This is a genomic window from Pauljensenia sp. 20925_1_27, assembly GCF_041432835.1.
Classification (GTDB): Bacteria; Actinomycetota; Actinomycetes; order Actinomycetales; family Actinomycetaceae; genus Pauljensenia.
Genome location: NZ_JAPWAH010000008.1, coordinates 33748 through 45574, shown reverse-complemented (window position 1 = coordinate 45574; position 11827 = coordinate 33748). Strand labels below are relative to the sequence as shown.

The 11827-nt window shown below is 65.3% G+C and carries 10 protein-coding genes; 5 read left to right on the top strand and 5 right to left on the bottom strand.

All coding sequences use genetic code 11. The annotated features are described in order from the left end of the window. Positions 1-57: 57 nt before the first annotated feature. Positions 58-738, bottom strand: coding sequence for a transcriptional repressor LexA (gene lexA, locus O3684_RS06100; RefSeq protein ID WP_500065663.1), 681 nt, complete (start codon positions 736-738; stop codon positions 58-60). 187 nt (positions 739-925) lie between these two features. Between lexA and O3684_RS06095 the strand changes: the two genes are divergently transcribed. Both O3684_RS06095 and nrdR read left to right on the top strand, forming a co-directional pair. Then, positions 926-1390, top strand: a complete 465-nt coding sequence (locus O3684_RS06095; protein ID WP_500065661.1) for a LysM peptidoglycan-binding domain-containing protein — start codon at positions 926-928, stop codon at positions 1388-1390. Positions 1391-1446: 56 nt separating this feature from the next. Then, a complete protein-coding gene (nrdR, locus tag O3684_RS06090; RefSeq protein ID WP_500065660.1) occupies positions 1447-2037 on the top strand; it encodes a transcriptional regulator NrdR in 591 nt (196 codons plus the stop codon). Positions 2038-2110: 73 nt separating this feature from the next. Here the strand turns inward: nrdR and O3684_RS06085 are convergent, their stop codons facing one another. The 3 genes from O3684_RS06085 to O3684_RS06075 all read right to left on the bottom strand — a co-directional run bounded on the left by O3684_RS06085 (position 2111) and on the right by O3684_RS06075 (position 7797). Next, on the bottom strand, positions 2111-4174 hold the full coding sequence (locus tag O3684_RS06085; protein ID WP_500065659.1) for an AMP-binding protein: 2064 nt from the start codon (positions 4172-4174) through the stop codon (positions 2111-2113). 84 nt (positions 4175-4258) lie between these two features. After that, complete coding sequence (gene serA, locus O3684_RS06080) at positions 4259-5464, bottom strand: phosphoglycerate dehydrogenase (protein ID WP_500065658.1); 1206 nt, start codon at positions 5462-5464, stop codon at positions 4259-4261. Positions 5465-5523: 59 nt separating this feature from the next. Continuing rightward, positions 5524-7797 (bottom strand): HelD family protein, encoded by a 2274-nt coding sequence (locus tag O3684_RS06075; RefSeq protein WP_500065656.1) that lies wholly within the window; start codon positions 7795-7797, stop codon positions 5524-5526. 175 nt (positions 7798-7972) lie between these two features. On the opposite strand from O3684_RS06075, the gene O3684_RS06070 reads away from it, so the two are divergent. Continuing rightward, positions 7973-9049, top strand: coding sequence for a PAC2 family protein (locus O3684_RS06070; protein WP_500065654.1), 1077 nt, complete (start codon positions 7973-7975; stop codon positions 9047-9049). A 72-nt stretch (positions 9050-9121) separates the two neighbouring features. Here the strand turns inward: O3684_RS06070 and O3684_RS06065 are convergent, their stop codons facing one another. Next, positions 9122-9943, bottom strand: coding sequence for a spermidine synthase (locus O3684_RS06065; protein ID WP_500065653.1), 822 nt, complete (start codon positions 9941-9943; stop codon positions 9122-9124). 47 nt (positions 9944-9990) lie between these two features. Here O3684_RS06065 and dinB point away from each other — a divergent pair, with 47 nt between their 5' ends. Both dinB and O3684_RS06055 read left to right on the top strand, forming a co-directional pair. Beyond that, a complete protein-coding gene (dinB, locus tag O3684_RS06060; protein WP_500065651.1) occupies positions 9991-11337 on the top strand; it encodes a DNA polymerase IV in 1347 nt (448 codons plus the stop codon). Positions 11338-11405: 68 nt separating this feature from the next. Further along, positions 11406-11822 (top strand): DUF3040 domain-containing protein, encoded by a 417-nt coding sequence (locus O3684_RS06055; RefSeq protein WP_500062442.1) that lies wholly within the window; start codon positions 11406-11408, stop codon positions 11820-11822. The last annotated feature ends 5 nt before the right edge of the window (positions 11823-11827 follow it).

Genomic DNA, 11827 nt, shown 5'->3' with positions numbered 1-11827 from the left:
CGACAGATAGCGAGTGGCGCCACCCTCTTGGGTGGCGCCACTCTTTATTGCAGTGCGTCAGAGCGAACGAATGACGGTCACGACCTTGCCGAGGATGGTGGCCTCGTCGCCAGGAATGGGGGAGTAGTCCGGGTTGTGTGGGAGCAACCAGACGTGGCCACCCGTGACGGACAGTTCCTTGACTGTGGCCTCGCCGTCGATCATGGCGGCGACAAACTCTCCGTTGCGAGCCTCGTTCTGAGAACGGATAACGACGTAGTCGCCGTCGAAGATACCCGCATCGACCATGGACTCGCCGCTGACCTCGAGCATGAAGAGGTCGCCGTGCCCAGTCATGGACGTTGGAAGGTGGAACACATCCTCCACATGCTGCTCAGCAGTGATGGGGGCACCGGCGGCAATGCGACCGACGAGCGGGATAGCGGTGCCTTCTTCCTCCACGTGGGAGACGGGCACTTCGATACGAACGACCTTTTCAGAGGGCTGTGAGGAGGGCGTGATGCCGAGCTCGTCGCGTGCACGATCCGTGAGGTCAAGGGCACGCGGCAGTCCGGGTTCGCGCACAAGGTACCCGTCGGCTTCAAGGGCGTCGAGGTGGTGTTTCACGGTCGACGGTGATGCCAATCCAACCGCGGATGCGATCTCGCGCACAGATGGGGGAAAGCCGCTTGATGCCAACTTTTCGTTGATAACACGCAGGATCGCGCGGTGGCGATCGCTGATCGGTCGCTCGGTCATGGGGTCTGCCTCTCCTGTGGGTGGACGCAGATGTGCATGGGTGGTCGTCCACTGGATACGTCAAGGATATGACGATCGCAGACGAAATGAAACATATGTTCGAGCGGGTCTCGACATTGTGTGGATTACATGCTATCGTACAGGTGTTCGACGAACAGATGTTCGATTAAGGTTTCTGGAGGTTCTCATGAGTGTTCCCGTTGTGAGGAAGGTTGCCGTCTCGTTCCCTGCGCGCCGCTCCCCGCTTCGTGTCATGGAGGAAGCGCCGCTCGCGACTGTTCGTGACATCTCTACGGCCCCCTCTGTACGTCGTCGTGTTGAGGCTCAGCGCATTGATGATCCCTCGTACCTGCGCGCGCCTGCTGCTCCTCGTCGTCGGACTCAGTCGTCGCGTCGCGGTTTGCTCGCTGGCGTGCTGGCGACGCTCGTCCTGTCGGTTGGCGCTGGTGCCCTTGGTCTGGCCATTCAGCCGGACGCATACGATGGTCCGACCGTCACGAAGGCTGTCGTCAGCGGTGACTCTGTGTGGTCGCTTGCCCAGGGCGTGAAGACGGACCGTCCGCTGGAGCAGGTCGTCGCCGACATTGAACGCATGAACGACGTGCGCGGTGCCCTGCAGCCTGGCCAGAGGATCATTGTCCCTGTTCGCTGACGGTGGCACGTGGGACTCCTGTGACAGACGGGTGTCTTTGCGTGTACCGTTGAAGGGTGCACTGCCCTTTCTGTCATAACCCGGATTCACGCGTCGTCGATACGCGCATCGCGGACGACGGCGCTTCGATTCGGCGTCGTCGTGAGTGCACGCATTGCAAGAAGCGTTTTACGACGCTTGAGACCTCGTCATTCCAGGTCGTCAAGCGCTCCGGTGTGGTTGAGTCCTTCTCCCGTAACAAGGTGGTGTCGGGAGTGAAAAAGGCCTGCCAGGGGCGGCCTGTGTCGGATGATCAGCTTGCAATTCTTGCTCAGCAGGTGGAGGAGCAGCTGCGCTCGACGGGGGTCTCCAACGTGTCGACGGACGAGGTTGGAAAGGCGATCCTTCCGTTCCTACGCGATCTGGATGTCGTCGCATATCTGCGCTTCGCATCCGTCTATCGCCAGTTTGATAACCTCGACGACTTCGAACAGGCCATTCACGCGCTGCGGGAGCGCTCGCGCAGCACCGCTTCCGGTGCCGGCGCCCCCGAGACCGCGGAAGATGCCGCCCAGTGTGCGCCGGCCCCTGCGAAGAAGCCTCGTAAGGCGCGGTCAACGCGTAAGCGAGCGGTCTCGGGTACACCTACACTGCTCGGAGACGACTGACTCTCATCCGTGAGTAGTGCCCGGTCCTCGTCGAGGACCGGGCACTACTCATCGGCGGGCCGTCGCGTGGTAACTACTTCTTCGTCGTCTCATCAGCCCCTGGTTTCGGTGTATCGTCTCGGGCGGTGGGCGTCGATCCTTGATCGCCGGTAGACAATCCGCGCACTCCCGCCACAGCTTCGGAGACAGACTCGCGTGCACCTGCCACTGCCTCGGCGACAGAATCGCGCGCACCGGCCATTGCCTCAGAGGCGGTCTCTCGTGCCCCGGCGACCTTCTCAGACACGGACTCACGAGCCTCAGCCATAGCCTCGGACATTGCGCCTCGTGCGTCGGCCACGGCCTCGCGCGCCTCCGCGACAGCCTCGGAGGCCGCGTCGCGTGCCTCGGCAACCCTCTCGCTCATCGCCTCGCGCGCGCCTGCGACGGCCTCGCGCGCGCCGACAACAGCATCCGTGGCTGCTGCTTGAGCGCCCATGATCTGCTCGCGCACCTTCTTGCGCATGACCTTGCCCAGCTGCGAGCGGGGCAGCTCGCTCATGACGACGATCTGGCGGGGGAGTGCATAGTGGGCCAGGGACTTTTCCGCCCATTTGCGTAGGTCTGCGAGGGTGACGGAGGCACCTGCCTCGAGGACGACGGCTGCGACGACGTCTTCACCGGACTCCCCAGCGGGTACACCAACTGCCGCAACATCCACAACGCCCGGCATTGAACGCACGGCGTTCTCCACCTGTGTCGGGTAGACGTTAAAGCCGGAGGAGTTGATCATCTCCTTGCGTCGGTCAGCCATGTAGATGAAGCCGTCACGTACCTGCACGAGGTCGCCGGTGCGTAGCCAGCCATCCGCCGTGAAGACTTCGGCGGTCTCGTCGTCCTGGTTCCAGTAGCCGGAAAACACCTGTGGGCCGCGTGCGATGAGCTCGCCGACCTCGCCATCGGCCACCTCGCGCGAGGGGTTTTCGGGATCGACGATGCGGACCTGAGTGGAAGGGTAGGGAATGCCCAGGGCTCCGCGTGCGCGCGAGGAAGCGAGAGGAGAACCAAGGATGATCGGGGAAGCCTCGGTCATGCCGTAGCCTTCGATCATGAGGCCGCCGGTGGCTTGTTCCCACTGATCGGCAAGTGCAGCCGAGAGAGGCATGGCTCCCGACAGCGAGAAGCGGATCGACGACAGGTCGACGTTTGTGCCTTCGGCCGCCTTGAGGAGGCGCTCGTACATGGGGGGAACGCCGAGGAAGAACGTGCACGGTAGGCGGCGTTGGGCAGCCAGGACCAGGGCCGTGTCGAACTTCGGAAACATCGCGATCGTCGCACCCAAACGCAGGCCCGCCAGGAAGCCAATCGTGAAGCCGAAGGCATGGAACAGGGGAAGGATACAGTAGAAGACCTCGGCCCCCTCGTGGAGGACCGGTACCCACGCGATCGATTCTTCGACATTGGCCATGAGGTTGGCGTGCGTGAGTGCGGCGGCCTTTGGGACGCCCGTCGTTCCACCCGTGTGGATAAGGAGAGCCACGTCATCCATGGAGCACGGGCAGCTGCCCTGCCAGGGGGTGGCCGAGCGCATTGCGCGCGTCCAGGAGCGTGCCCAGCCGGGACGCGGGCTTGTGAGCTGCTCGCGCTTCTCGCGTGCCGCCTTCACGGGCAGCTTCAGCGCCAGGCGCGAGGCCGTGGGCAGCGCCGACGTCAGGTCCATGGAGAAGGTGGTGTGGCCGCGCCCGAGGAAGGTGAGCTTCTCGAGGGCTTTGGACCACGCGATCGTCACGCGTGCGCCGTGTCGCTCGTACTCGCCTTCCAACTCGCCTGCGGGTGCCAGGGGATTGTGCTCGACGACGACCGCGCCGAGCAGCATCGTGCCGAGAACGGCGACCGCGTGCTGCGGACAATTCGGCATGACAAGAGCGACGCGATCACCCGGGCGCACACCCGCCTGGTGGAGGGCGCCGGCGCATCGGCGCATCTCATCGGCGAGCTCCGCGTACGTGAGCTGGCGAGCGAAAAAGTCGATGGCTGCGCGCTTCGGGTAGCGCGAGGCAACCTCCAGGACCATCTCGGGGATGGGCTGGCCGGGGGTCGCGATCTCGTAGGCAACGCCGGGCGCGTACAGAGCGCGCAGCTGCGACGTGAGGTCCATCTGTCCTCCTTTGGGAACGGTATACCTACGATACCGTAACCACGCTGCCCATTAACCAGGTGGAAACGCGATGAACGCGACAGTTTACAGCGGCGTGGCGATCAAACGAATGGTCTCGGGCAGGTGGCTGAGCTCCTCGAGGGCCTCGCGTCCGAGGCCCGCCGAGATGTCGGTGAGCACGTAGCCGACCTCGTCGAGGGTGGCGAGGATCTGGGCGTCGACGTTGGCCTCGGAGGATGCGAAAATCTGGTTGACGCGCGCCATGACGCCCGGAACGTTGCGGTGGATGAGGCGCACGCGGTAGCGCGAGCGCTTGCCCACGTTCATCGTCAGGTTCGGCAGGTTCACGCTCATGTCGGTGGAGCCGCTGACCTGGTATTCGCCGATCTTCGCGGCGACGAAACGACCGATATCGTATTGGGCTTCCTCCGTCGAGCCGCCGATGTGGGGCGTGAGGATGACGTTGTCAAGGGTTGCCAGGGGAGAGGCGAACGGGTCGCCGTTGGCGCGCGGTTCCTCCGGGAACACGTCAATGGCGGCGCCGCCCAGGTGTCCGGAGACGAGCGCGGCGTGCAGCGCGTCGACGTCGACGACGTGGCCGCGCGACAGGTTGATGAAGAGGGCGCCGGGCTTCATGAGCTCGAACTCGACGTGCCCGATGAGGTTCGTGTTGGACTCCTGGCCGTCCACGTGCACTGAAATAATGTCGGCTTCGCGCAGGACGGCTTCCATCGTCGGCATCTGCGTCGCGTTACCGAGGGCGAGGCGCTCGGCGGCGTCGTAGAAGATGACGTTGAGGCCCATGGCCTCGGCGAGAACAGAAAGCTGGGTTCCGATATTCCCGTAGCCGATGATGCCCAGTGTGTGGCCGCGCACCTCGTGGGCGCCGTCTGAGCTCTTGTCCCACACGCCGCGGTGCAGGCGCGAATTCTTCACCGTGACGCGGCGCGAGAGGTCGATGATCTCGCCGATCGCGAGCTCGACGACGGAGCGCGTATTGGAGTAGGGCGCGTTAAAGACGGCGACGCCCATCTCGGTGGCCGTGGCCAGGTCGATTTGGTTCGTGCCGATGCAAAAGGCACCGATGGCTTTGAGCTCGGGGCGCGCACGCAGCACGCGCTCGGTGACTTCGGTCTTGGAACGCAGACCCAGGTAGTCCACGCCCTCGAGAGCCTCGATCAGGTCATCTTCGGACAGCGCACCCTTGATGCGCCTTACCTCAATGCCGAACTTGGCGAAAATATCGTCGGCGACGTCGTGCGGGTTTTCCAGGAGCAGTGCGCGTGTCATGCCCCCATCATCGCAGACACGGGCGCGAAGCGGGACACGGTGTCAGGGTGTGGTTGCTCCTACCACTCTTCCATACCGGCGGGCAGAGGTGCGCTGTGGACGACGTGGACGTCGTGGGTGGCACGCGTGAGCGCCACGAAGAGGTCTCCGACGCCGTCGTTCATGACCTCGGCGGGTTCGACGAGGACGACAGTGTCGAATTCGAGGCCCTTGGAGGCAACGGCAGACAGGAGGGAGACACGCTCGGAGAGCGCAGTCTCGCCGGCCACGTCGGCTCCCCACGCTCGGGCGCGCTCGTTGCCGACAATGATGGCGATGCGGCCACGGGAGGTGCCCGCCTCGCGGTCGAGGCGCTCCTCGGCTTCGCGCTGGGCCTGGGCGACGGCGCACCATAGTGGGTTATTTTCCCGCGACGAGGCCGGAGCCTCCTCGGGTGCGTCCACGTGGGTGACGCGGTAGCAGTCCTCAACGTCGCGTACCGCAGTCATCGGGTACAGCACGGGCACGCCGGCGCGGGCGACCACGCCTTCAGCGAGGGTCGTGAGGGTCGCGGGCGTGCGGTACGAGACCGTCAGAGCGTACTCAGCTGCGAGGGCACGAGCTGCCGGGCCGAGAGCTTTCTCCCACGTGGGCGGACGCTTGTTACCACGCCGCTGGTCGAGGTCTCCCACGACCGTGAACGAACGGGAGGGGCAGCGGCGCAGCAGGGCACGCCATGCCATCGGAGAGAGCTCCTGCGCTTCGTCGACCACAATATGGCCGTATGCCCACGTCCGATCTTTCGCGGCGCGCTCGGACAGGGGCGTCCACGAATCCTGTCCCGTGACCTGGTCAGCGAGCATCTGCGCTGTCACGATGCCGCCGCCCAGGTTTTGCGCTTCGATCGCTTCGCGGGCGCGTGCAACCGCACCGTCATCCGTCCCCCGCGACGTCGTGGAGGCGGTGGGCATGGGACCCAGAAGTTCTTCGCATTCGTCCAAGATCGGCACGTCCGACACCGTCCACGGCGCCGATCGCGGCCTCACGAGTGCAGCGAGTTCGTCGGGGCGCAGTGGCGAACCGGCCTTGCGGTTCGCCGCTGCCAACACCTCCGGACGCGCATAGAGTCGACGCAATAGCGTCTGAGCGCTCGTCGGCATCCACGCCGTGTTGATCGCGCGCCTACAATCCGCCGAATCGCGGATCTCGATGAGCCACGAGCGCTTCACTTCCGGATCGACGCCGCCCTCGGAATTGGCATCCCCGGCCTCGCGCGCAAGACGGAGGGCCAACACATCCATGAGCTCGCGTGCAAAGGACTCGCGCGCCACGTTATGTGCGCGACCCGAGCGCTTCGCCCGGCGCCGCGCCGTCTCCACGTCGGAGCGCGAGAGCGTCACCTCGCGGTTCCACACGCGTAGCACCTGGTCGCCCTCGGGCAGCTTCGCGAGCGCTCGCACTGCCTCCTTGACGATTTTCGCCCACGCCGGAAGCCCCTTGATCCGCGCCACGGCCTCGTGGTCTTCGGCGCGAGCATGCACGCCCGGCACCAGGTCGCCCAGCGTTATGGACACGACACCCGTCTCGCCTAGGGAGGGGAGAACCTGCTCGATATAACGCAGGAACAGCCGCGACGGGCCGACGAGGAGGACACCCGAGCGTTCGAGGCGCTCACGGTGGGCATACAGGAGGTAGGCGATGCGGTGCAGCGCGACAGCTGTCTTACCGGTACCCGGGCCGCCCTGAACGACCATGAGGCCCTTGTCGGACGCGCGAATGATGCGGTCCTGCTCCGACTGGATGGTGGCGACGATGTCGCCCATACGGCCGTCGCGGGCTTCGCTCAGGGCGTGCATGAGCGCGCCCTCGCCCTGGAGCTCCAACCCCGATGCGTGCGACGCATCCAACAGTTCGTCCTCCAGGCCGGTCACTCGGCGGTCACGCGTCGAAATGTGGCGGCGCCGAACGACACCGTCCGGCTCAGCCGACGTGGCCTGGTAGAAGGGGCGTGCGGCCGGAGCGCGCCAGTCCACGAGGAGGGGAGTGCCGTCCTCCTGCGACAGGGACAGGCGACCCACGTGACGCACCGAGCGATCCACCATGTCGAGACGGCCGAAGACGAGGCGCTCTTCCACGCCTTCGAGGCGGGCGGCCATTTCACCCAGGTGCGCGGACAGGGCCTCGCGTTCAGTCCAGCCCTGTGCGTTACCGACGCCGTGCGTGGCGTGGACGCGCCCCTGGCGCTCGCGGTAGGAGGCCCGCAATGCGTCCAGGCGCTCATACGCGCGGTCGACGAAGTCCTGTTCGGGCAGTGGAAGGTCGGTCGACGACTCATCATGAGTGTTCGTGGCCATGGCTCCTCCTCGATTCTGTGGCCCTCTATTGTCCCCTACTTTTGCCTTCGGCGCTTCCAGTACGTCGGGCGTGTGCGGACTTCGCCCCAAGCTCAAAAACGGCTCCCGAGTGACGAGGCGGGGGCGACGCGGGTACGTTAGACACGAGGTAGAAGCATACGCATGAGGAGGAGACGTGAGTATGAAGGCCACTGACCTGTATGCCGACGGTCCTGCCGCGGGTGCGAAGGCGAAGATTCTCCTCATCCACTTCGATGGGGCGATTGACGCTGGTGCCGCTGGGCGCATGGCGATTGGCCAGCTGCTGCGTTCCCTGCACAACGAGCGGGTCGCCACGTTCGACGCCGATACCCTCATGGACTACCGTTCCCATCGGCCTATTGTGACCGTTGACAACTGGGTGTCCTCCCCGGACATGGTGATGCCCGAAACCGTCCTCGACCTCGTCGAAGACGACATGGGGAACCCGATCCTGGTCCTGCACGGTGCCGAACCCGACGCCCACTGGGAGTCGTTTACCGCCGCGATCCGAGAGATCTGCGAACGCGCGGGCGTGGAAATTACCTTCTCATTGCACGGCGTCCCCTCGGGGGTTCCTCACACGCGTCCCACGCCCGTCCACGTGCAGGCGACCGACGAGTCGCTGTTGCCCCCGGGGTCTGGCGCGATCTCGAATCACATGCAGTTCCCCTCGCCGCTGTCCACGTTCATGCAGATTCGTATGGGACAGCAGGGGATCGGTGGGCTCGCGCTCCTCGGCGCGGTTCCGTACTACATGGCGGACACTGGTTACCCGGCCGCGTCCTCTGCTCTGTTGACCTCATTCGCCAAGTTCGCGGACCTTTCGCTGCCCGTCGGCGACCTCGAGCAAGGTGCTGCGCAGGATCAGGAGAACATCGCCAAGCTCGTCGAAGGCAATCCGGAGATCTCGCATACGGTGTCCGCTCTTGAGGAGCACTTCGATGCGTGGACCGGCGGAACGGGTGCGATTCCGCTGCCTGGCATGGGACAACCTCCGATGACCAGCGGCGACGAGAAAGCACCGAAGGATATTGGCGACGTGATCGAGGCCTACCTCGCGCAGGTCTCCCGTGCCCAGGATGAGGAAATCGAGTCCGTTCAGCGGGCACCGCGCACCGAGGAGTCCGCCGAACCCGCCAAGTCCGACACTATCGAGGATGTACTCGCGCGCGTCGAGGCGCGTCGCAGGGGGCAGGGACCCGGTCCCTCGTCGCCGCGCCACCGCGCCTGAGCGATCCGTGCGTGAGGCGGCGCCGAGCCCAACTCCTGGGCGCGGTGCTCCTGCCCGCGCGCCACGGCCTCGTTAATCGGCCTGAGGATATCCGACCTGCGCGTCCCTGAGAGCGGGCGTTCCCGCCATCCATCGTTCCAGGTCCCGCGGCCGCGTAATGCGGGCGGGCAGTGCCAGCATACGCAGCGCGCGATCGATCTCGTCCACGTCAACGACGCCATCCGCGCAGGCCAGGGCGACGACGTTACCGCGTCTGCCGCCTCGTCCCACCTTCGGATCCTGAACGGACGCGACGAAGGGGAAGACCTCGCACAGGGCGGCTACGTCCTGACGGGCATTAGCAGCGCCACCATGCGCGCAGTTCACCAGGTACACACCCCGTGCCGTCAGCGCAGCGCGTACCCGCTGCGCGTACTCCACGGTGCGCAGATGATCGGGAGTCACCCCGGACGCGAACGCGTCGCGCACGATCACGTCGAAACTTCCCTCGCGCGTCCCGTCGAGGACCACGCGCCCATCGCCCACTCGGATCTTGACCTGGGGTGACTTCGGGATCGGGAAGTGCTCACGTACCTGCTCAGCGAGGAGACGATCAACCTCGACGGCCACGTGACGGGACTGCGGGTGTGACGCCGCCCATGCGCAGGCGAGCGCGCACGCCGCACCACCCACATGCAGCGCGCGAAAACGATCCTGAGCGCCCCACAGGGAAGACACGACAGCGTTCATGTGCTGCATGTACTCGAACTCCAGGTAGGTGGGGTCCGACGTGTCAACCGCGGATGATTCGACGTCACCCAGGAAGAGCGTCGCACGCGGCCCATCCCACCGGATACGCGCCGAGCCGAAATCCGTATCGAAAGAGATGTCGCGTGACGAAGATGAGCGTGCCATGGTGGACACTGTAACCACGAAGACCACACACGGGCACAGGAGGTGACATGTCAAACGCTCCCAGGGATACGCGCGCGAAGCGCGACTGGGGATCGGATGACTCAGCCACCCCGATCCTTCACGTCGACATGGACTCCTTCTTCGCTCAGGTCGAAATGCGCGAGGATCCGAGCCTCGTCGGGCGTCCCATCATCGTTGGGGGGACCTCGGGGCGTGGCGTCGTCACCTCCGCCACCTACGAGGCCCGAGCCCTGGGTGTACGCGCCGGCATGCCGACATCGCGTGCCCGAGCCCTGTGTCCGCACGCGGCGTTCGTCCCCGGCAGTCACGGCCTGTATCGCCGATACTCTCAGGAGGTCATGAGGATCCTCGCGACGATTACGCCCGCGCTCGAACAGGTCTCCATCGATGAAGCGTTCCTGGACGTGTCCGGTGCTCGCCGTCGCCTCGGATCACCCCTGACGATCGCGACCCTCATCCGCTCGAGAATCCGCGAGAGCGTCGGCTTGCCCGCATCCGTTGGCATCGCATCCACGAAATCGGTCGCAAAAATCGCTTCCTCGCACGCCAAACCCGATGGGCTTCTCCTTATCCCTCACCAGGCCACGGTCGACTTCCTCCACGGGCTGCCGGTGGGGGCCCTGTGGGGAGTGGGCGGTCGGACCGCGGCCGTTCTCGATCGCGAGGGTATCGATACGATTGGCGACCTCGCGCACGCGCCTATCGCGCGCCTGACGAAGCTCCTCGGAGTCGCCGCGGCCCATCACCTGCACGATCTTGCGTGGGGGATTGATCCGCGGGCCGTGAGCCCCGCGCGCGCCGAAAAATCGGTCGGCATGGAACGCACCTTCGAGGAGGACGTGCGCTCGCGGGTTCAGATTGAGGAATTCATCCTGGCGGCCTCTCACGATTGCGCGCGCCGACTGCGAGCAGGCGGGGTCGTCGGGTGGACCGTCGGCATCAAGATGCGCGGCGCTGACTTTCATACGATCACGCGCAGCGTGAGCCTCGTGGCACCCACGGACACGGGGCGAGACATCGCCAAGGCCGCGCGCGAGCTCTTTTCGCGCGAGGACATGCCAATCGGCGGGGTGCGCCTCTTCGGTGTGCGCGTGGAGGGTCTGCAGGCGCGCTCCGGGGGAGTGGCGGTCACGTTGGATCGGGACGAGCGGCCGGCCGCCTCGGAGCGCGCGATGGATCAGATCCGCACGAAGTTTGGTGCAGGTGCGCTCGCTCCGGCCACGCTGCTCGGTAAGAAGACGCCCGACCGGCGTTCCTTCGGGGCTGGCGAAGGCGAGGCTACTGGGGCGGTGGTTTCGTCGAAGCGACGAGGCCGGGGTGGGCAAGGGTTGGATGGTGGCGGCAGCGAGGCGCGCCAGGGGACCCTCCTGTAAGGCCAGTTCGTCTCTGACATACCGGACGCGCTAAGCTGTTCGTACTACCCATGTGAAAGGGGCACCCAATGGCTCTCACCGAGTATGAGAAGAAGATCCTCGAGCAGATGGAAGCATCTTTGCGCGAGGAAGACCCGGCGTTGGCCTCACAGATGTCCGCTCCCGTCTCCGAAGAGCCTGAGTCGAAGGCGGCTGAAGGTCCTCGCGCTCCTCGCCGTATTGCCCTTGGCCTGACGGGTGCTGTCCTGGGCATGATTGTGCTGGTTGCTGCTGTGTCCCTGGGGTACTCCGTCGTGTCGATTCTCCTGGGGGTCGTCGGTTTCGCTGTGACGGTAGCCGGAGTGCTCTACGCGTTCTCGAGGCCTTCTGCTCAGGGGCGAGGCGCAGATGAGTCCCGCTCGGCGAAGAAGAATAAGGGCGGCGGCTGGGATTCTTTCATCCAGGATCAGGAGCGACGCTGGGATAACCGCAAGGACGACGACTGACGTCG

Excerpts from the sequence above, each read along its gene's own strand:
- O3684_RS06095 (WP_500065661.1), top strand. The coding sequence starts at position 926 with ATGAGTGTTCCCGTTGTGAGGAAGGTTGCCGTCTCGTTCCCTGCGCGC.
- O3684_RS06065 (WP_500065653.1), bottom strand. The coding sequence starts at position 9,943 with ATGGCACGCTCATCTTCGTCACGCGACATCTCTTTCGATACGGATTTC.
- O3684_RS06085 (WP_500065659.1), bottom strand. The coding sequence starts at position 4,174 with ATGGACCTCACGTCGCAGCTGCGCGCTCTGTACGCGCCCGGCGTTGCC.
- serA (WP_500065658.1), bottom strand. The coding sequence starts at position 5,464 with ATGACACGCGCACTGCTCCTGGAAAACCCGCACGACGTCGCCGACGAT.
- O3684_RS06055 (WP_500062442.1), top strand. The coding sequence starts at position 11,406 with ATGGCTCTCACCGAGTATGAGAAGAAGATCCTCGAGCAGATGGAAGCA.
- lexA (WP_500065663.1), bottom strand. The coding sequence starts at position 738 with ATGACCGAGCGACCGATCAGCGATCGCCACCGCGCGATCCTGCGTGTT.
- O3684_RS06075 (WP_500065656.1), bottom strand. The coding sequence starts at position 7,797 with ATGGCCACGAACACTCATGATGAGTCGTCGACCGACCTTCCACTGCCC.
- dinB (WP_500065651.1), top strand. The coding sequence starts at position 9,991 with ATGTCAAACGCTCCCAGGGATACGCGCGCGAAGCGCGACTGGGGATCG.